Source organism: Methanohalophilus sp. RSK (assembly GCF_003722075.1).
Lineage (GTDB): Archaea > Halobacteriota > Methanosarcinia > Methanosarcinales > Methanosarcinaceae > Methanohalophilus.
Map to the genome: position 1 here is coordinate 72,555 of NZ_RDSK01000016.1, position 20,987 is coordinate 93,541.

Sequence of the window (20,987 nt, forward strand, 5' to 3'; positions counted from 1 at the left end):
ATGATCAGTCTTGTGCCCGCCGCAACACCATTCGAATGCGGGCCTTCAGTTCTCTCAGGTTGAAAGGTTTTGTAATATAATCGTCTGCACCTGTCTCTATTCCTTCTACCCGGTCATCAACTTCACCTTTTGCGGTAAGCATTATTATTGGGATGTGGTTATGCAGTTCATCTTCTTTCAGATGTTTGCACACTTCAAAACCATCCATATCCGGCATCATTACATCCAGAAGAATAAGGTCGGGTGTTTTTTCCTCAATTGCTTCGAGGCCGTTTTTCCCGTTATAGGCCTCAATAACATTATATCCTTCTGATTGTAATGCTCTTTTTGCAGCAATTATGGCATCGGGCTCATCATCTACTATAAGGATGGTTTGCCTAGAATCTCCCATCTCTTCAAGTCTTGCTTGTACTGTTTTTTCAGGTATTTTCAGTACATCTGCCAGTTCGACTGCAGAAAGGGCCGGATTCTTTTCAAGAAGGCTGAGTATCTTGTCGTCAAGTTCTTTTTCGGGCATAATGACCACTAAATAATATCGTATTCCTACCAAATAGTCTATGCTATTAAAGCCTTTCCAAATATATGGAAGGCCTGTTATTCAGAGATATAAGTTGACCATAATTAGAAAACCTTATAAAATATAATATTGTAAGTAAACAGGATGGATGTTCTTGAAAATATATTCGGCAAGACTGCACAAATGACTGTTCTCAATAACCTGATATCTCACAGGGAAGAATCTACCTATCTCTCAGGAATTGCAGAAGAGACGGGCTTGTCTCATTCGAGTGTTGCCCGTGTAATAGCACCTCTTGTAGAAACAGGTATTGTCAAGGAGAAACCCCTGGGAAAACAGATACGTACTTTCAGTATCAATATGGATAGTGAATTGACACAGCTTGTCCTTGAATTCTATGATCGCATCCACGAATTTGCCGATTAATTCTTAATAAGATTTTTGTTCATCCAATGTGTCCGGATGAACGCTACTGCTATTCTTTCCGAGCATAATTTTCGCAAGACTGACTGATATGGCCGCAAGTATATTGGTTATGTGAAGTGTACAGACTGCGACTATTATTCCCAGAACGGCTGTTAGAAGTGCCTCCGGTAAGCTGTCTATCAGGATTCTTGAGTTTCCTAAGGACCAGTAAATAGTGGTAAATGGTGCGAATATAAGTCCAAGGGTCAGGGTAAAACAGATAGCCAGTACTATAAGTGTAAATATCCCGAAGGGAAATTTGATGAATAAAAACATCATTCCCTTCCAGGCAGTTGGATCTGCAAACCTGTTTTTAATGTCGCTCCAGAAGTTTACAAGGGGCTTTTCCTCATAGGACAGCGGAGGTATATCTACACCAAGCAATCTGGTTGCCAGTTCCCTTTCAAAATTTACCAGTTCCCACCATGCCACCAGTACCAGCAAAAGGACGGGTAGTCCTATGATAATTATGGAAAAACTTAAGCCTACAAGCAGGCCAGATGTCAGGAAAAGGAAATATGCAGTACCCAGCGGAAATGTGAATATGACATAAAGCAGGTTCAGGTACGTCTGGCGTCGAAAAATCACACCAAAAAATGAACTGAACAATTTGTTTATATTTCTCATCCCAAATCCTGCTGTATTATATTTCTCTTATCGGTTACGTCTATTCTTCCTGAGGATAAAATATAATATGGCTCCCAGTAAATGGGTAAACACAATAACTATTACCCAGATCAGTCTCTCATTACTTCTGTCTGTTTCCTTTGTGATGCAATCTATAAGCATCCATATCCAGAATGCCGTGCCAAGCAATCCTATCCCCAAAAAGAGGATAACATTAAAGAAAGGTAGTGCTATCCAATCAAACATTCCATCACCTCATTCGTTTCTTAAAGCATCTGTCGGATTCATCTTTGCAGCCTTATTGGCAGGATATACCCCTGCTACAAGCCCTACAAAGACTGAAATTATAAAATCTGCTGCGATTTGTTTCTATAGCAGGGTTACATACTGTTGTGTATTCTCTTTCAGGTTGATGCATATATTCACACCTCTATATCATAGCAAGATTTGTCTATTTTTAGACAGGTTAGACTATAACGATGTTGCATATATAGGTTACGATATATAGACGGATTATCCCTAATATATTCTGATGCGAGAAGAAAAAGTTAAAACTTAAAAGTTGAACCGACACCAACCTCTCTAACATTGCAGTATCTGGAAAGGAATATCTTTGCTTCAAGATCAGTACAATGGCAGGGATGGATATCGTTTACATTTCTCTGGTCTAGATATTCTGCTGTTTTTCGGAGTCGCTTTTCAGAAGCAGATAAAAGGTGAAAACCGCCGATAATATCAATGATTGTATCATTTTTACAGACCTTTTTTGCATATTCAATTATGTTGCAAATTCCCGAATGGGAACAGCCGGTAATGATGACAATTCCTTCATCCGAGCACCACGCAAGTGCCGAATCATCATACATTTTGTCAGGTATGACATCCCCGTTGGGATTTTGCTTTTCCCCAATAGCCTCCGTGGTCTCAAACTCAAATTGTCGGGGAATTTCGCCCAGGAAAACAAGGTTTTCAGTAATCCAGAAGGGTTCTGTTTTTAAATTCAGGTCAAAGTATTTTTTGAGAACTTCATCCTTTATGATATTGCCGATATGTGTTGTATTTTCAAAAATAGTAGGTGTCAGAGCAAGGGGGTGACACAAAAGAGCGGGATTATGTACCGTTTTTCCCTGAAATTCCCGGTTTGTGTAGTACTTTACCAGTTCGGCCAATCCCCACGTATGGTCCAGATGCCCGTGGGATAATACTACATAATCCGGGCTTGCAGGATCTATTTCCATCAGGGCGGCATTTTTCAGGAACAAACCTGAATAACCGGTATCAAAAAGAACCGTTTTATCTCCTTCTTCAATAAAAAAGGAAAGAGCAGGTTCGCCTTCAAAATAATTGTCTATAAGGGTATTATTATCCACAAGCACTGTGATCTTCATAAATAAAAAATTGTAGCCCTGTTATTTATTATTACCTTTCAGGGCATCCTGTACGATTTTCAGGGCGCAGAGTTCACCGCACATGGAACATGCATCACTTCCTGTCTTGCGGCTCTGGCGGATGGCAGCAGGTTTTTCACTGTCAATTGCAATGTCAAATTGTTTCTCCCAGTCTAGGTCACGTCTGGCTTGTGCCATCCGGAGGTCTGTTTGTCTTGCCTTTTCGCGCTGTCCCTGCCGTGTAAGATCGGCAGCATGTGCTGCTATCTTTGTGATAATTGCACCCTCCCGGATATCGTCTGCGGTGGGAAGGGCAAGGTGTTCTGCAGGAGTGGTCATGCACAGGAAGTCCGCTCCAGACATGCCGGCAATGGTTCCACCAATTGCGCCTGTAATATGGTCATAGCCGGGTGCGATATCCGTGACAAGCGGTCCGAGCAGGTAGAGGGGGGCTTCGTGGCAGAGTTGTTTCATGCTTTGCACACTCAGCTGTACCTCGTCAGCCGCCACGTGGCCGGGTCCTTCCACAAAGGTCTGGACATTGGATTTACGTGCCTCTTTTACAAGTTCACCCAGGGTTATGAATTCCATGAATTTTGCATTATCCGAGGCATCATGGATACAACCCGGACGCATTCCGTCACCCAGGCTCAGGGTCATATCATATTCTCTTGCTATTTCTATCAGGTAGTCAAATTCACTGTAGAGGGGATTTTCCTGCTCATTATGTATCATCCAGGCAATTGTAAAGGAGCCTCCCCTGCTGACAACATCCATCACCCTTTCCCCTTTACGCAGGCGTTGCAGAGCGTTCTGGTTCACTCCTGCATGGATTGTCACAAAATCCACGCCATCTTCTGCATGTTTGCGCACAGCATTGATGATGTCATCGGATGTCATGTCAACTACAGTTTTTTGGGAGGAAGCCGCCTGATAGATTGGCACTGTACCAAACGGTATATCTACGGCCTGCATGAGACGTTTGCGAGTGGAATCAAGATCTCCTCCTGTGGAGAGATCCATTATGCTGTCTGCCCCGTACCTGACAGCAGTTTCTGCCTTTTCAACTTCATCATCCACATCAACAAAATCTCTCGAGGTTCCGACATTGGCGTTGACCTTGACACTCATACATTTTCCGACGCCTTTTGGGGATGTTTCCCTCAACACATTTTTTGGAATAGTAATAAGGCCCTCTGCAACATACTTTCTTACGATTTCGGGCTCAATACCCTCTTCCTCTGCAACCTTATGTATCTGCGGGGTGATGTTTCCCTTCTTTGCTTCATCCATCAATGTCATTTTTAACGCCTGCCGTGTTTAATTTAGTCCAGAATAATAGGTATTCGCATATATAGGTTTCACAGGTAAAAAAGGAATTAGAATGAAAGTCTATCGTTAAATGTTCATATCCATTAAATAGATTGGATTGGAATTGTGAATATGTAGGTATTTCCGGCCCCAGGTTCACTTTCCACTTCTATCTCTCCGCCATGCAATTCTATATACTCTTTAGCAAGGGAAAGGCCCAGGACACTATCATGGGGTTTCATTCCGGCTTCAGAATATATTTCTTTGAAAGGTCTGAACAATTCTTCCAAATGGGCCGGAGAAATGCCGATTCCGGAATCATTTACTTCAAACCTCAGGTCATAACTGCTGTATTCCATACTGATATGTACATTTCTTCCTTCAGGGGTAAAGTGTATTGCATTGATGATGAGGTTATACATTGCCTGCTTGATTTTTACTTTGTCCACATTTATTGCCGGGATGTATTCAGGTATATCAGTAATTATTTCAACATTCCCGTCCTCTGCAAAAGGTTTGAGGAGTTTTAAAATATCACTGAGTAACTCACCAATGGAAACCATTTCAATATTGAGTTCCATTTTTCCTGCTTCAACATCTGATATTTCCAGAATGTCATCAATTAAACCCATCAACTGTTCCGCACTTTTTTGTATACCTTGAATATGCTTTTGCTGTTTTGGATTGAGTTTTCCATACATATCATTGTGAAGCAACTGACTAAAACCAATTATGTTACCCAACGGAGTTCTAAGTTCATGACTCAAATTGGCCTTTAACTCTAAGTTGGTTTTGCTTACTTCCCTGGCATGAAGCCTGGCTTCTGCAAGTTCTTCCTCAGCACGCTTGTGATCTGTAATGTCCTTTACGAATTCGACTGTACCGGTAATTTCACCGGTGGTGGAATCTTTTAATGGATAACCCAGGAGTTCGAACCATTGTGCTTCTGAGTCCGGTAAACCCGGTACAATATTTCTTTCTGTCTCGCCCGTTTCCATGCACCTGATTATCGGGCAAGGTGTACAGGGGCGGTCTCTGTCATGATAAGCTTCATAACACTTTTTGCCTTCAAGAGGTATATTCTTTGCATACCACTTATTCATGGCATCATTTACTCGCACGATATTGAGATCTGCATCAAGGATGCTGACTCCGTCCTTTATGCTCTCAATAATGCTGTTCAGGAACAACTTGCTCTCGATCAATTCCTCTTCCATAAGTTTGGATTCTGTGATGTCTTTTGCAAAACCCAAATATCTGTCATTGGAAAGTTTTACCGCAGCCACATTCCAGATACATTTGCTTCCATCATTTTTCACAAAACCCAGATCAATATCCGTATGTCCGGTTTTGACAAGAGATTCAAAAGCTTCAATGGCCCTTTCATGATCTTCGGGAAGCGTGATGTCGATGAAGTTCATTGCGAGGAGTTCATCTTTTGAAAATCCCGTAATTTCACAGGCTGCTTTATTGACTTCAATATAATCTCCGTTTTCATCGGCAACAAAAATACCATCCGGAGCATTATCAATATAACTCCTGAACTTCGCCTCACTTTTCTTAAGGGCATTTTCCGTGTTCTTCAGTTCAGTAATATCAATCCCGGTAGCAGCTATATAATGGTCGTTCTCTTTCTCACCCTTATGAACTACAGCACCCATCAACATAGGGAATTCGGTTCCATCCCTATGGATGTGCCAGATCTCACGATGCTTGTAATCCGAATCTTCAATAAGTTGATCTCTGAATTTGCAGGCAGTTTCCAGATTGTCCTCACTGTGGAAAAGAGAAATATTTTTTCCAATTACTTCTTCAGGAGCGTAACCATGAATATTTGCAAAATAATCGTTTATATATTTGATATTACCATCAATATCAACAATGATGCTGCCATAATTGGCCCTGTCAGCAATATTTTTGAATTTCCTTATTTCTTTTTGGGCCAGATTACGTCCGGTGACATCAATTCCTGAAGCGATTATGTTTGTGACTTCTCCCTTATCATTTTTCATCACAGAGTTGTGCCATTCGATTACAACTTCTTTGTTACTGGCGTTAAGGATTGGATTTTCATAACCCTGTACAAATTCTCCTTTTCCAGATACGATGTCATGTAGTACCTGTTTGACAGGTTTTCTGTATCTAGAGGGAATGAAATTATCAATCCAGTTTTTCCCGACAATTTCTTCCTGAGAGTATCCAAGTATTTCTGAAGTCTTACGATTGGAAAAAGTCACGTTTCCTTCAGGGTCCAATAAGAGGAAAATAAACTCTGCAGCATCCAGGCACTCACCGGTCCTTTCCTTTTCTTCCTTTAATTCTTTCTCTCTTGCCTTAAGTTCGTCTTCACTTTTTATCTTTAAAATCAAATTACCTATCTGGACGGCAATGGATTCCAGAACTATTTTTGTATCTTCAGCAATCCCTTCAGGATTAAAAGACGCGATAACAAATGAGGCAATTACCTCCCCATCTCCTTTCTTTATTGGAATGATGCCGACGGTTTCCATTTCCTTAATATATTCTTTGTCCTTGAGTGTGCCAGCAATTTCCTCGGGTGGCATGTAACGAATTTTACCTTCTTCAACGATCTTTGCCTGCAATGAATCCGCAGGGTAATGCTGGATATTTTTCAAGATGTCTTCAGGAACGTCGCCTTCATAGGCTATAAGTCCAAATCCACCATTTTTTGATCTGAGGTATATCGCTGTGACGTCAATATCTTTCAGTGAAAGAATATGTTTTAACAAAGAATGAAAAGCAGTTTCTAAATTGTTTGATGCGCCAAGCTCAATAGCAATATCTCTCTGCAAGGCTAACATCTTTTCCCTGTTCAACAAAGTATTCCCCAGTGTAGAGTTAGTGATTTATAGGCATATAATGATTTACATGACTATATTTTTGGTTATGTTATGTATACACAAAAAGGCTGCATTTATTTTAATTTGTTGATTGTATTTGTTTATATATAAATCAATAGTACAAATCTTGTCTTAATGAACACTTAATGAAACGTTTCCAGCTACCTTTATGTAATCATGGCAACATCTAGTTGCCCTGTATATGACTATTGTTGTATTTGCTGAAAAAAACAAGGCTGCAGCCAAACTTGCGACTATTTTGAGCGGAGGAAATAGTGCGAGGGAGCATGTGGCTGATCTGCCGGTGTATTCCTTTGTGGCTAAAGGAGATGAATACAAAATAATTGGTCTTGCCGGGCACATTACATCCTATGATTTCGATCCGGCTTACCGGGATTGGAAGGCAATTGACCCTGCGGTTTTGTTGACAGCTGACCCGATCAAAAATATCACCAAGAAAAATTATGAACGGGCTGTCAGGCAACTTGCAAAACAGGCAGATTCCATTGTACTTGCCTGTGACTATGACCGGGAAGGGGAGAATATCGGTTTTGAGGCACGTGATATTGCTCTGCAGGTCAGGAAAGTGCCGGTAAAAAGGGCCAGGTTTTCTTCCCTGTCTGCAAATGAGGTTCAAAGGGCTTTTAATAATCTTGTAGAACCGGATACCAACCTTGCCCTGTCCGCGGATACCCGGCAGATACTTGACCTGAGAATGGGTGCGGCTTTCACCCGTTTTATGACCCTTGCTGTGCGGGAGAAGGCATACACCAAAAACATCCTGTCAATTGGTCCCTGCCAGACTCCAACCTGCGGTTTTGTCTATGAAAGGGAAAAAACCATCCGTGATTTTCAACCCGAGGATTTCTGGAAGATAGAAGCGGTTTTCCAGAAAGGGGGCACTGAATTTGAAGGTGTGCACCGTAAAGGCAACATGCGGGATGTTGAACTTGCAAAACAGATATATGAAAAACTGCAGGGCACCAGAGAAGCCACTATGTTTCGCCTCAATATCAAAGAAAAACAGATCAATCCTCCCTATCCTCTAAATACGAATGAATTCCTCAAACGGGCTTCCAAATTCCTGGATACCAGTCCGGAAAAAGCCCTGGAAACAGCAGAGCAGCTTTACCTGGCTGGATTTATCAGTTATCCCAGGACAGAAACAAACCGCTATCCTGAGAACCATGACTTTAAATCCATGCTTAAAAACCTGCTCAGGATAGGTGAATATGCTTCCTTTGCAGAAAATTTACTCAAAACGACAGTATCTCCCCGCAACGGGAAAAAGGACGGCCATGATCACCCGCCTATCCATCCTATAAAGGCAGTTTCCGAAAAACAGGTCAAAAATGCAGTTAAACTGGATAATTCCTGGAAGGTATATGATCTGATTGTGCGTCATTTTCTTGCCAATCTTATGGATCCTGCCCTCTTTGAAAAAACTCACATGGAAGTGCATGTGAAGGATGAACCTTTTGATTGTAAGGGTTCGGTTATGAAATCCGAAGGATGGAAACAGGTCTATCCGTTTGAAATATCAAAAGAAAACCTCCTTCCTCATGTACAAGAAGGGGACAAGGTAGTTGTAAACAAACTCACAAACACCAAATCCCAGACCACACCTCCCAAACGCCTAACTGAGGCCGAACTTCTGACCCTCATGGATAAACATGGTATCGGAACCAAGGCAACAGCCCCATCACACATCGAAACAAACAAGAAAAGAGGCTATTTTGAGATTAAAGGCAAGACCATTTCTATGCTGGATACCGGTTTTAATCTCATGGATGCACTGGGGGTTTCAGTACCTATATTGATACAACCTGAAATCAGGGCAAAAATTGAAGGGTTGATAGAAGATGTTGAGGAGGGAAAGAAATCCTTTGACGAGGCCATCAGTGAAGGTACCGCTCTTATACAGAAAATGTATACCCGGCTCAAGTCCGGTAAAGGCGATATTGTGCTGCGTATTGCAGGTTCTATAAAGGATGAGAAACTGGCTGAAGATAAGAATAATCACATTGGCAAATGCGATAAATGTGGCAGGACGCTGAGTATTATACGTACTGATAAGGGTCGTTTTGTAGGTTGCAGCGGCTATCCGCAATGTCGCAATACATATCCTCTCCCCCGGAAAGGCTCTCTGGATGTAATGCGCTCCCGGGAGTGCAAAAAGGGTGGGTTTGCCGTAATCAAGGTAGGCGGTGGAAAATATTACTGGAGCGTGGGAATTGGTCCATGTTTTAATTGCGAAAAACAAAAACTATGCTTCCCGCCTACTGTAATCGGTAAATGTCCTTCCTGTGGCTCTGATATGATATTGATTGAGACCAAAGATTCGAAATTCCTGGGATGTGCAAGACGCTGTGGTTTTACATGTTCCTATCCCCAAAAAGGGCGGGTTACACTACGGGAGGAGACCTGTGAAGAATGTGGGTGGAAAATTGTCAGGGTAAAGGAACCCAAAAAGGATGCCAGGCATTATTGCATTAACCGCAAATGCAATAAAAAATTCAAAAATCTGCTCTGAGGTTATATCATGTGTCCCAAAGGGACCTACTGCCTTATACTGAATACGGATGGCTGTACGGTTAGTGTGGGCAGTCTCAAATCCCTAGTATTTAATGCAGGCTATTATATTTATGTGGGGTCTGCACTGGGTCCCGGCGGACTCAAACGTATGCATCGCCACCAAAAGCTTGCCTGTCAAAAGGACAAAAAACCCAGGTGGCATATTGATTATTTACTTATCCATCCGGATTTTGAGTTTGTGGATGTTGTTTACACCTACTCTGAAAAACATATCGAATGTGACATTGCTGGCAACCTGCAGGGTGACTATGTGCCAAAATTCGGTTGCTCGGATTGCTCCTGTCAATCCCATCTATTCCACAGGCTGGATTGGCCTGCAAATGAAATAAAATCAGTAATCGAAACAATCGGGCTAAAACCAAAAATGCTGGGAAAGGATGGTGATTCCTGAAAATCACCATTTATTCTCAAAACTATCCCTGTATGTAATTTCTGCCAGGGATTTCCTGGTAGATGACCTTTCTTCATCTGTCGGATGGCCGATTGCAATGACAGCCATAAGTTCCATATCTGCCGGTGCTTTGAGAATTGAGTTTACTTTATCTTCCTGATTGAGTATTTCTCCCAGCCAGACAGCACCCAGGCCAATTTCATTGCAGGCAAGAAGCATGTTTTCTATAGAAGCACCTATGGACTGGATGTCCTTGGTACGGTTGTATCCGCTTTCCTTATCGAAATAGAAAGCAACAAGCACTTTAGCCCCTTTCACGGTATCAGTGTAATGGGTGCAATTTGATAACGCTTCAATAGTATCTTCCCTGCGAATCACCACAAACTTCCAGGGCTGGTTATTGAGACCGGAAGGAGCCCAGCGGGCACATTCTAACAGAGTTATGATGGCCTCATCATCCACATCCTTTTCCGTAAAACGGCGTACACTTCTGCGGTTGTAGATATTATCTAACGTGTTCATGTTTTCCTCCAAAAAAGGAAAGGGAAAAAGAGAGAAAAAGATTACTTTTCGTTGAGTTCACTGTTAAGCCAGGGCATCATGGCACGCAGTTTCCTGCCTACCTCTTCAACCGGGTGTTCCCTGTCCTGGCGCTCCATTGCTTTGAGGACAGGATTGTTGGCCTTATTTTCCAGTACGAAATCTTTTGCAAATTCACCACTCTGTATGCGATCCAGGGCTTCATACATTGCCAGTCTGGATTCATCGTTGATGACCTTGGGTCCAACTGTCATTCCACCATATTCTGCTGTGTTGGAAACAGAGTACCACATTTTTTCCAGTCCGCCTTCGTGTATGAGGTCTACGATAAGTTTGACTTCGTGCAGTGTCTCAAAATAGGCCATTTCCGGTTTGTAACCTGCTTCGACAAGAACCTCAAAGGAATTCTTGATCAGGGAAGCCACACCTCCACAAAGGTCTACCTGTTCACCGAAAAGATCGGTCTCGGTTTCCTCGCGGAAGGTTGTTTCGATGACACCCGCACGGGTACATCCCACACCCCGGGCATGGGCAAGGGCCAGTTTCTTTGCATTGCCTGTAGCATCCTGGTAGATAGCGATCAGACCGGGCACACCGGCATTGTCCATGTAGGTCCTCCTGACCAGATGTCCCGGACTCTTTGGAGCAACCATGTAGACATCAACATCTGCTGGGGGAACGATCTGGTTGTAGTGGATGTTGAATCCATGGGAGAAGACAAGTGCATTACCTGCTTCAAGTCCCGGTTCGATTTTATCCCTGTATACATCAGCCTGTACTTCGTCGGGCATGAGAATCTGGATAATGTCGGCTTCCCTTGCAGCGTCTTCAACAGACATGACCTTCAAGCCATCTTCTTCTGCCTGTTTCCACCGTCTGCTGCCAGCCCTCAGGCCGACCACTACATCAAGACCGGAGTCATGAAGGTTCTGTGCCTGGGCGTGTCCCTGGCTGCCATAACCGATAACTGCAATCTTCTTGCTATCCATCACTGAAAAATCAGCATCTTCATCGTAATATAGGTCTACCATTTATTTCAATCTCCTGTTAAATATTATAGTTATGAACTTTTTGAGCCCCTTGTTAGGGCAATTCTTCCTGTACGGACAAGTTCCTTGATTCCGAAGGGTTTGAGAAGTTTCTCAATAGCTGCAATTTTTTCTTCATCACCGGTAACTTCAATGATAATGGATTTTGAAGCCACGTCAATAATGCGTGCACGGAATATATCCACTATCTGGATAATTTCGGCCCTTGTATCCTTATCAGACTTAACCTTGATAAGAGCCAGTTCCCTTTCCACGGATTCATCAGCACCAAGATCGGTGACACGAATCACATCGATCAGCTTATTCAGTTGTTTGCCAACCTGTTCTACTACATGATCATCTCCGCGGACCACCAGGGTCATTCTGGAGATGTTAGGATCCTCGGTAACTCCTACTGCAAGACTATCGATATTATATCCGCGTCTTGCAAAGAGCCCTGCCACCCTTGACAGCACTCCAAACTTGTTCTCTACCAGAACTGCAAGTGTGTGTCTCATTCTTTCCTCTCCAGGTCAAGTATTTCATTGATAGGTGCACCTGCAGGCACCATTGGCGATACGTTCTCTTCACATTCTACAACAAAGTCTATGATTACCGGTTTACCGGAATTCATCGCTTTTTCAAGGGCCGGTTTGACCTCGGAAGTTTTCTCAACCCTGATACCAACCGCACCATAAGCTTCGGCCAGTTTCACGAAATCAACACTGTCCCGGATGCAGGTATGTGAATATCGCTTTTCAAAGAACAATTCCTGCCACTGCCTGACCATTCCCAGGTAACCGTTGTTCATTATGGCTACGATCACCGGAATGTCATTCTGGACAGCAGTTGCTATTTCCTGGGAATTCATCTGGAAAGAACCATCGCCTGCAATATTGAAGACAACCCTATCCGGCTTTCCTACCTTGGCACCGATTGACGCAGGATAGCCGTATCCCATTGTCCCAAGTCCCCCGGATGTGATGAAACTGCGAGGTTGGCTAAATTTGTAATACTGGGCTGCCCACATCTGGTGTTGGCCGACTTCAGTAACTATGATAGCATCTTTGCATGCTTCATAGATCTGTTCAATAATGTACTGGGGTTTGAGTCCGTCCTGTTCACCAACATAGTGCAGGGGATAGGATTTTTTCCAGCCCTCTATCCTGTCAAGCCACTCCTTCCGGTTTTCTTTCTCCACAGGCTTTACATATTTGTAAAGGGAGGCAAGGATGTTCTTTGCATCCCCTACAATCGGTATATCCACCGTTATGTTCTTGGAAATCTCAGCAGGATCGATGTCAATATGCAGGATCTTTGCATTGGGTGCAAAGGATGCAAGTTTCCCCGTAACACGGTCGTCAAATCTGGCACCGACTGCTATGAGAAGGTCACATTCCTGTATGGCGTAGTTGGCATATTTAGTTCCGTGCATGCCGGGCATTCCTACGTAGAGGGGATGTTGGGTCGGGAACCCTCCTATTCCAGTAAGGGTAGTGGTAACGGGAGTCTGTATATGTTCGGCGAATTGCAGTAGTTCTTCACTGGCATTGGATCCCAGTATTCCACCGCCTGCATATATCAAAGGCTGATGGGCTTTTTCAATTGCAGATGCAGCCCGCTTTACCTGCTGGAGGTTTCCCTTGTAGGTTGGTTTATAACCTTTAAGATCCACTTCATCCGGATAGGAAAATTCGATTTCCTCGGTTGTGATGTCCTTGGGTAGATCTATCAAGACGGGTCCGGGCCTTCCTGTGGATGCAATGTGGAAAGCCTCCTTGATTATACGGGGCAGATCCTTTGCATCCTGCACAAGGTAATTGTGCTTGGTGATTGGCATTGTGATGCCGGTTATATTGGCTTCCTGGAACGCATCGTTGCCTATCATTGAACGGGGCACCTGTCCTGTGAGTGCGACCATGGGGATTGAGTCCATGTATGCATTGGCGATCCCTGTTACAAGGTTGGTGGCACCTGGTCCGGAGGTTGCAAGACAGACACCGACTTTGCCGGTGGCCCTCGCATACCCTTCAGCGGCATGGGCGGCTGCCTGTTCATGCCTGACAAGAATGTGCTTGAGATCGGATTTATATATCTCATCATATATGTGAAGAAGGACACCACCGGGATAGCCGAAGATAACCTCCACATTTTCCTCATAGAGGCACTCGATGATCGCGCGTGCACCTGTCATCTTCCTGGTATTTTCACTCATTATATCCCTTCGTTTTCTTCTCTTGCTTCTAACTTCAATTCATTAGCTGGTTTATTGCATTTATCACAGCTTCAACGGATGCTGTGATTATATCTGTACGGGCACCCCTGGAGGTGACCATTTTTCCATCCTTGGACAGTTTAACACGCACTTCCACCAGGGCATCAGTACCGCCGGTTATCGCATCAACGTGGTATTCTTCCAGCTGTACATCCCCTATACCTGATACAGCCTTACGGATTCCTTTTACAACAGCATCAACGGGACCATCACCGATATCTGCCTCAACGATTTCCTCACCATCCACGGTTATTCTTACAGAGGCCGTGGGCATAACCTGGTTACCGGATACTATGGTGAAATCTTTGAGTTTGACCCGGGATTCCCTGTAAATGTTCAGTACGGTGTCAGCAATTGTTTGTAAATCGGAATCTGTGACATGTTTTCCATGGTCACCTATCTCCTTGACCCTGGTGAGAATCTCATTGAGCTGGGAATCGTCTACTTCCAGGCCTAGTTCTTTCAATGCCAGGGTTACTGAGCTTTTGCCGGCGTGTTTGCCCAGCACTATTTTTCTTTCCCTGCCCAAAATTTCGGGTTTCAGGGGCTCATATGTAGAAGTATCTGCCAACAGCCCGTGTACATGAATGCCTGCTTCATGGGTGAATGCATTGCCTCCCACGAGCGATTTGTTGATGGCCACAGGTATGCCGGTCAAGCGGCTGACCAGTCTGGATGTTTTATAAATTTCTTCAGATTTTATACCAGTTCTGTGATCATAAAGCCATTCCAGGATCATCACAACTTCTTCCAGTGAGGTATTCCCGGCCCTTTCACCGATCCCATTTATAGTCATATGGGCTTCCCCGGCCCCTGCTTTCAGGGCAGCTATAGTATTGGATACTGACAATCCAAAATCATCATGACAGTGAATGCTTACCGGTACACTGCATGCACTGGAAAGTTCACTGAATATATTTTCCGTTTTTTCGGGAACCAGCATTCCCACAGTATCACAGTAGCATAATCTATCGGCTCCGGCATCGATTCCGTCCTGGTATAGGGTCTTCAGGAAATCAAAATCTGCTCTTGATGCATCTTCTCCGCTGAATTCAACAATCAGGCCATGATCTTTTGCGTACTCAATTACACTGGTTGACATTTCCCTGACTGCTTGCCTGTCCTTTTTCAATTTCACATTGATATGCAGGTCTGATACAGGTGCGACCAGATGGATGGAATCCACGTCGCATTCCAGGGCGTAGTCCACATCCTGCTGCATTATACGGCAATAACTGCATATTTCAGAATCAAGGCCTTCAGCAGTGATGCCTCTTATAGCGTTTCTCTCACCTTCGGAGGTGATGGCAGAGCCTGCCTCGATGATGTGTACTCCCATCTCGTCCAGTTTACGGGCGATCCAGAGTTTTTCTTCTGTTGTTAGTGCTACACCGGGTGTTTGTTCACCGTCTCTCAGGGTAGTGTCCAGAAAGCGTACATTTTCGAATAATACGATCCCTCACGATTTTTATGAATATTGTCCAACCATGTGACACGTTCATATTAAATATAAGTTCGCGTTGGCCACATGACTGTCAGCCTTCCATGCATACAAAAGGTATAATCATGAAATGCTGTGAAAAGTAGAATTCTATTATTAAAATAATTGATGGTATGAGCAGTATATAAAAAAACAGTAAAAGGAGAAGTATTAGAAATACTTCCCTGCATTTTTAGCTGCTTTTGCAACAAGGGAGGCGCTTGCTTTAAGGTCATCAATGGAAATCACTTCTACCGGTGAGTGAATATACCTTGCAGCCACACTGATAGTACTTGAGGGCACACCATCCCTTGTCAGGTGTATTGCGGTTGCGTCGGTGGTTCCTCCGTCTCCCACATCGAGCTGGTGGGGCAGGTCATTTTCCTGTGCTGTTTCTTTTAGCCATTTGACAACCTGCTTGTCTGCCATCAGGCCCCTGCCAGCACCATCAACTACAGTAATTACCGGACCCTTGCCAACTTCCAGGGCTGAATCTTTCTTTTCTATGCCGGGATGATCACCGGGGATGGTGACATCTGTTGCAATTGCAATATCCGGATTCAGACCGAAAGCAGACGTGCGTGCACCTTTAAGTCCCACCTCTTCCTGGACCGTTCCCACAGCATAAATTGTGGCATCAATATCCATCTCGGAAATTTGTTTCAGGGCATCGATCACCATGGCCACTCCAACGCGGTTATCAAAGGCTTTGGAGGTGTAGAGACCATTTTGCAATGCCACGAAGTTCCTGTCTATAGAAATGGGTGTACCAACTTCGATTCCTAAGTTTTCGGCATCTTCCTTGTCCTTTGCCCCTACATCCACAAACATTTCTTCTGCCTTTATCGGTTTCTTTTTATCCTCATCTTTCATGACATGAGGGGGTTTGGAACCAATGACACCCGGGATAGATCCCTTGTTGGTATGCACCATGACACGCTGGCTGTGCAGGGTCTGGTCAAACCAGCCACCTATAGTCACAAACCTGAGAAATCCATTCTCATCGACGTATTTTACCATAAGCCCTATCTCATCCATGTGTGCAGCAAGCATAATGGAAGGACCTGTACCCTTTTTGGTACCTATGAGATTTCCCATTTTATCCACTTCTATGGTATCTACATAGGGTTTGATCTCTCTCTCCATTATTTTGCGGATACTTTCTTCATTGCCGGAAATTCCGTGGGCGTTTGCCAGTTCTTCAAGAAGTTTTTCTATTTCCATTTGTATACCTTCCTTCTTTCTTTTAGGTTTAATAGTCCTCCAGAGATAAATAGTTTTGAGTAAGTGGTGAAAGGATTATTTATAATCATAATATCCGGTGAAAACATTTTAATTCTGGACAACAGAAGGTATGCAGATGCCTCCGTCCCGAATAATTTTCCATATTGATATGGACAGTTTTTTTTCCTCGGTAGAAGTGCGTGAGAGACCATCCCTTAAGGGCCTCCCGGTCGTGGTTGGGTCTGACCCAAAAAAAGGGGAAGGAAGGGGGGTGGTAAGTACGTGTTCCTACGAGGCGCGCAATTATGGCATCCATTCGGCAATGCCTATTTCGAAAGCCTATATGCTTTGTCCGGATGCGGTCTTTTTGCGGGTAAATATGCCCCTCTATAAGCAGGCATCGGAAAATATAATGCTTCTGCTGCAGCGCTACACGTCTGTTTTCCAGCAGGTAAGTGTGGATGAAGCATATCTGGATGTTACTGATATTGTGAAAACCTACACTGAGGCACAGGACCTTGCTTTCAGGATAAAGAAAGAAATGTATGATGATGAGGATCTCACCTGTTCTATCGGGATAGCACCCAACAAGACTGTGGCCAAGATTGCTTCTGATTACCAGAAGCCCGACGGCCTGACGGTTGTGAAGCCTGAAAATGTACAGCAATTCCTGTTTCCGATGGAAGTATCTGCCATCCCCGGTGTAGGCAAGCGTACCCGTGAGATCCTGGGTAAAATGGGTATCCGGACCATTGGGGACCTGGCACGCACCGATGTGCAACTGCTCGTATCACGCCTGGGCAAATCCGCCCTTAAATTGCGCCAGATGGCGCTGGGTAATTATCACAGTAAGGTGGCCGGTAAAAGTGAGGTAAAATCCATTAGCAAGGAGGATACCTTTGAAGAGGATGTCGGGGATATGGAACTATTAAGGGAAACTATGGACAGGCTTGCGCAACAGGTACACAGCAGGCTGGTCAGGCACGGTTATGTGTTCCGTACTGTTAATCTAAAGATACGGTTCGAGGATTTTACTACATACACAAGGGCTTTTTCTCTCAGGGCAACCAGCAATGACCTTTCTGTGATATGCAAGATAGGTACCCGTATGTTACAGGAATTTAGCTGCAAGAAGAAGGTAAGGCTTATCGGGCTAGGGGTTTCGAGCCTGATGAAGATTGATTCCCAACAGACTACCCTGGAAGATTTCATAAGTGGGGATCAGAATGAAAATGGAAACCTGATCAGACCCAGCAGGTAAAGGATGAGGATTACGGCCGGCTGGTGCAACAGGTACATTGCAAGGGACCTTTTTCCCATTGCAGTGAGCAGTCGTACCGGGGCAAAGCCTGTCATATCAGGAATGTTAAATCTTCTTTCATAGGCCGGATACAGGTGATTGCTGGTGGCAATTCCTATCAGTACAAGGCCAAACCAGGGAAGCAGGGGAAAGTAATCAAGTGTCTGGAATGATGTGGAATGCAGTCCCAGCCACAAAAACCAGTCATTTGGCACACGTATCGTCTTCAGGTAAAATCCAATTGCGATTACAACTCCCGCGACAATTAGGTTGGCATGTTTCTTTTCAATGAATGGATAGGCAATTATTATTGAGATCCCCAGAAAATGCAGAATCCCGAAAATTATTGGCATAGAGGGATACGCAAACCAGCTGACTAAAGTAATCAGACTTCCCCAGAGAAATATCCGAATTCCCCTTTTTACGTATTTGTGCCAGGGTTTTCTGTTTTCGGGATGCTTCAAACGGTATCGGGAATAACTAAGGCTCAGGGCGATTCCTGCAGTATATATAAAAAGAACAGCCGAACTTCTGCCAATTATCCATAATTTGCCCTGGTTTACCGCGAAAGAAAAATTGCCCAGCAGGTCCAGATCATAGAACGTATGATATATAATCATGAGGACAATGGCACAGCCCCGTAAAAGGTCAACCTCCCAGAAACGTTGCTCAGGCAGTACCATTGATTTTACCATGAAAAAAGGATAATATCATTTTTTCTTGCGCTTGCCATGGAATGTGGAGGCCAGATCTACTGCATAGGTCCCGTTTTCCTTGATTGCCATGATGATCTCCTCGCGTTCAAGCAGGGAATCAAGGTTCAACTCGTAGGACCCCGGCCCAATAATACGTACAGATTCAACCTTCTCCCCATCATCTTCGATAATGGTGCTTTCTTTATGCTCAATCCCTATGAATTCATCAACTTCATGAATGAATTCCTCGGAAGGAGATGTCTTTTCTTTTTCCTCAGTAACCTCTTTTGTGGTTTCACTACCTTTCTCTACTTCATCAGTTTCCTTTTTGGACTCATTGCTTACGTAGAGAAATTTGTTCCATCCACAGTTCGGGCAACCATTGAGGATAACTTCGGCCCCGTCTTCAAATACAGTCTCACATTTAGTACATTTGTGAGGCATTAGTTCACCGGTTTACTATTTGGCTATCTGTCTTTTAACCCTTACGAGTAAATGGCTTATTTTAGTCGATATATTTACCAATAAGAGTTTTTAATCTGTACTTTGTTTCGTAAGGTATCATCCCAGGATCAGTCATTATTGCTCCATCAATAGCATGCCTGCATTCACAATCCTGCTCAATATCAAGGGATTCAAGTGCCTGACGAATAATAGTTCTAACTGCTTTTTCGTTTTTTATTACATTTCCAATGATTGTTTCCATAGTCACATCTTCTTCGTGCCATACATCATAATCGGTTACAGTTGCAATGGTGCTATAGCAGATTTCGGCTTCTCGTGCCAGTTTTGCCTCAGGTATGGCAGTCATTCCGATTATATCAAAACCCAGTGACCTGTAAACATTTGATTCGGCCCGGGTTGAAAACTGGGGCCCTTCTATACATACATAGGTCCCTGCGGGATGACTGTTGTAGCCGTTTTCGATTGCAATTTTATGGAGCAAATTTGACATCCCGGAACAAAAAGGATCTGCAAAACCCGTGTGAGCAACTATATCTTGATCAAAGAAAGTTGAAGGACGAAGTTTTGTCCTGTCATATATCTGGTCAGGAATTACAATATCCAGAGGCTTTATGTTTTCTTTCAGGCTTCCAACAGCTGAGGCGGCTATTATCTGTTTGACACCAAATTTTTTCAGGGCAAAAATGTTGGCTCTGGAATTCAGGTTGGTTGGAGAGACCCTGTGTCCTGTCCCATGTCGTGGTAGAAAACAGATCTTCTTTTCTCCAAAATCCCCCAGAGTAACCGAATCCGACGGTTTGCCAAAAGGTGTATCCACCTCTATCTGGCGGACGTTGTCAAATAGGCTCACGTCATATACGCCGCTTCCGCCAATAATTGCGATGTCTGCATGTCCCTTCAATGTATCACCTTATTTTCAAAGTTTTTTCCAGAATGTCTTGCCCTTTGTGATTTCGGAAGTTATAATACCTCTTCTTTCCATCTCCCTGAGAACCTCAACAAGACGGCCGGGCTGGGCTATTTCAAAAGACGTGGATTCCAATGAATGATGTTCATAAAGGGCATGTTTCAGAGCGGGAATGTCCCAGTATTCGGCTTCTTCACGCTCCATGGTGGCGGTAATGATGTCGGTCATATCCTCGATGAAATTCCAGGGATAGACGATCCATGCCCATTCCTCCAATCTTTCACCACAATAATCGGGTTCAAGGGCAGAGTTGTAGAGGTACTGGAGAGTAGCGGTCCTGATCTCTTTTGGTTCTTGCTTCTGAATATAATCCTTTGCATGAAGCATACTTTGGCCACTGTCTGTTATATCGTCCACGATGAGTACCTTCTTGCCAGTAGCAGCACTTTCTGCCAGTGGATAGCGTATCAGTGGTTCGTCGCCTGCAACGGCAGTTCCTGTATAGTGTTCGATCTTAAGGCTTGTAAGATCATCCAGTCCCAGAAAGTCACACATAACGCGACCGGCAAACCATCCGCCTCTGGCCAGTGCAATGATTATATCGGGTTCATAACCAGAATTCTTAACATCTTCAGAAACGTCCCTGCAAAGATTATAGATGTAATCCCAGTTTGTAATAACACATTTGAATTTATCAGGTAATGCCATTGAATTTCCTCCTGCTATGGAATGGTTTAACCGTGCTGTATTATATCTTTTTTCATGTAGTTCTTTCATGCACAACCTTTATGTACCATTATACCTTTATCAGATTCCTCGACAAACACAATATAAGCCACCCGTAGCGGGGTGGGGTAGCCAGGAGATCCCGACGGGCTCATAACCCGTAGACCGATGGTTCGAATCCATCCCCCGCTA

At 43.8% G+C, this 20,987-nt stretch carries 20 protein-coding genes, 1 tRNA gene and 1 pseudogene; 5 read left to right on the forward strand and 17 right to left on the reverse strand.

The window, feature by feature from the left end:
• Positions 1-4: 4 nt before the first annotated feature.
• Complete coding sequence (locus EFE42_RS09250) at positions 5-517, reverse strand: response regulator (protein ID WP_123136962.1); 513 nt, start codon at positions 515-517, stop codon at positions 5-7.
• A gap of 144 nt (positions 518-661) precedes the next feature.
• Here EFE42_RS09250 and EFE42_RS09255 point away from each other — a divergent pair, with 144 nt between their 5' ends.
• Positions 662-943 carry a helix-turn-helix domain-containing protein gene (locus tag EFE42_RS09255; RefSeq protein ID WP_123136963.1) on the forward strand — a complete coding sequence of 94 codons (282 nt, stop codon included), beginning with the start codon at positions 662-664 and terminating at the stop codon, positions 941-943.
• 3 nt (positions 944-946) lie between these two features.
• Here the strand turns inward: EFE42_RS09255 and EFE42_RS09260 are convergent, their stop codons facing one another.
• The 6 genes and pseudogenes from EFE42_RS09260 to EFE42_RS09280 form a co-directional block, all read right to left on the reverse strand.
• Positions 947-1,609, reverse strand: a complete 663-nt coding sequence (locus EFE42_RS09260; RefSeq protein ID WP_123136964.1) for a sensor domain-containing protein — start codon at positions 1,607-1,609, stop codon at positions 947-949.
• Between the two features lie 27 nt (positions 1,610-1,636).
• Positions 1,637-1,855, reverse strand: coding sequence for a PLDc N-terminal domain-containing protein (locus EFE42_RS10930; RefSeq protein ID WP_123136965.1), 219 nt, complete (start codon positions 1,853-1,855; stop codon positions 1,637-1,639).
• Positions 1,856-1,864: 9 nt separating this feature from the next.
• A pseudogene (locus EFE42_RS11040) lies at positions 1,865-1,972 on the reverse strand (ABC transporter permease); the annotation flags it as partial.
• A 185-nt stretch (positions 1,973-2,157) separates the two neighbouring features.
• Positions 2,158-2,997, reverse strand: a complete 840-nt coding sequence (locus tag EFE42_RS09270) for an MBL fold metallo-hydrolase (RefSeq protein WP_123136966.1) — start codon at positions 2,995-2,997, stop codon at positions 2,158-2,160.
• Between the two features lie 21 nt (positions 2,998-3,018).
• Entirely contained in the window at positions 3,019-4,299 is a 1,281-nt protein-coding gene (gene thiC, locus EFE42_RS09275; RefSeq protein ID WP_123136967.1) for a phosphomethylpyrimidine synthase ThiC, read from the reverse strand.
• A 113-nt stretch (positions 4,300-4,412) separates the two neighbouring features.
• Positions 4,413-7,145 (reverse strand): PAS domain S-box protein, encoded by a 2,733-nt coding sequence (locus EFE42_RS09280; protein WP_148039275.1) that lies wholly within the window; start codon positions 7,143-7,145, stop codon positions 4,413-4,415.
• Positions 7,146-7,371: 226 nt separating this feature from the next.
• Between EFE42_RS09280 and EFE42_RS09285 the strand changes: the two genes are divergently transcribed.
• Together EFE42_RS09285 and EFE42_RS09290 are read left to right on the forward strand one after the other, a co-directional pair.
• Entirely contained in the window at positions 7,372-9,702 is a 2,331-nt protein-coding gene (locus tag EFE42_RS09285) for a DNA topoisomerase (protein ID WP_123136969.1), read from the forward strand.
• 9 nt (positions 9,703-9,711) lie between these two features.
• A complete protein-coding gene (locus EFE42_RS09290; RefSeq protein WP_123136970.1) occupies positions 9,712-10,155 on the forward strand; it encodes a DUF123 domain-containing protein in 444 nt (147 codons plus the stop codon).
• Positions 10,156-10,158: 3 nt separating this feature from the next.
• On the opposite strand, the gene EFE42_RS09295 is transcribed toward EFE42_RS09290, so the two are convergent.
• The 6 genes from EFE42_RS09295 to EFE42_RS09320 all read right to left on the reverse strand — a co-directional run bounded on the left by EFE42_RS09295 (position 10,159) and on the right by EFE42_RS09320 (position 16,702).
• Positions 10,159-10,677: a nitroreductase gene (locus EFE42_RS09295; protein WP_123136971.1), complete on the reverse strand. Its 519-nt coding sequence runs from the start codon at positions 10,675-10,677 to the stop codon at positions 10,159-10,161.
• Positions 10,678-10,718: 41 nt separating this feature from the next.
• Positions 10,719-11,726, reverse strand: a complete 1,008-nt coding sequence (gene ilvC / locus EFE42_RS09300; RefSeq protein ID WP_123136972.1) for a ketol-acid reductoisomerase — start codon at positions 11,724-11,726, stop codon at positions 10,719-10,721.
• Positions 11,727-11,755: 29 nt separating this feature from the next.
• Entirely contained in the window at positions 11,756-12,241 is a 486-nt protein-coding gene (ilvN, locus tag EFE42_RS09305; RefSeq protein WP_123136973.1) for an acetolactate synthase small subunit, read from the reverse strand.
• Positions 12,238-13,938, reverse strand: coding sequence for an acetolactate synthase large subunit (locus tag EFE42_RS09310; protein WP_199724123.1), 1,701 nt, complete (start codon positions 13,936-13,938; stop codon positions 12,238-12,240). Before EFE42_RS09310 ends, ilvN begins: the two co-directional genes overlap by 4 nt.
• Before the next feature lie 34 nt (positions 13,939-13,972).
• Entirely contained in the window at positions 13,973-15,454 is a 1,482-nt protein-coding gene (locus tag EFE42_RS09315; RefSeq protein ID WP_123136975.1) for a (R)-citramalate synthase, read from the reverse strand.
• Between the two features lie 195 nt (positions 15,455-15,649).
• On the reverse strand, positions 15,650-16,702 hold the full coding sequence (locus EFE42_RS09320; RefSeq protein ID WP_123136976.1) for a M42 family metallopeptidase: 1,053 nt from the start codon (positions 16,700-16,702) through the stop codon (positions 15,650-15,652).
• Positions 16,703-16,838: 136 nt separating this feature from the next.
• Here EFE42_RS09320 and dinB point away from each other — a divergent pair, with 136 nt between their 5' ends.
• Positions 16,839-17,963, forward strand: a complete 1,125-nt coding sequence (gene dinB, locus EFE42_RS09325) for a DNA polymerase IV (RefSeq protein WP_370448687.1) — start codon at positions 16,839-16,841, stop codon at positions 17,961-17,963.
• Here the strand turns inward: dinB and EFE42_RS09330 are convergent.
• The 4 genes from EFE42_RS09330 to EFE42_RS09345 form a co-directional block, all read right to left on the reverse strand.
• Positions 17,924-18,685 (reverse strand): heparan-alpha-glucosaminide N-acetyltransferase, encoded by a 762-nt coding sequence (locus EFE42_RS09330; protein WP_233564801.1) that lies wholly within the window; start codon positions 18,683-18,685, stop codon positions 17,924-17,926. The genes dinB and EFE42_RS09330 overlap by 40 nt on opposite strands.
• A 27-nt stretch (positions 18,686-18,712) precedes the next feature.
• Positions 18,713-19,141 (reverse strand): Zn-ribbon domain-containing protein, encoded by a 429-nt coding sequence (locus EFE42_RS09335; protein WP_123136979.1) that lies wholly within the window; start codon positions 19,139-19,141, stop codon positions 18,713-18,715.
• A 61-nt stretch (positions 19,142-19,202) separates the two neighbouring features.
• Positions 19,203-20,063, reverse strand: a complete 861-nt coding sequence (gene mtnP, locus EFE42_RS09340) for an S-methyl-5'-thioadenosine phosphorylase (protein WP_123136980.1) — start codon at positions 20,061-20,063, stop codon at positions 19,203-19,205.
• Positions 20,064-20,078: 15 nt separating this feature from the next.
• The gene (locus tag EFE42_RS09345; RefSeq protein ID WP_123137013.1) at positions 20,079-20,777 is read right to left on the reverse strand and encodes a phosphoribosyltransferase; all 699 of its coding nucleotides are present in this window, start codon (positions 20,775-20,777) and stop codon (positions 20,079-20,081) included.
• Between the two features lie 135 nt (positions 20,778-20,912).
• Between EFE42_RS09345 and EFE42_RS09350 the strand changes: the two genes are divergently transcribed.
• Positions 20,913-20,987: transfer RNA gene (locus EFE42_RS09350), tRNA-Met, on the forward strand.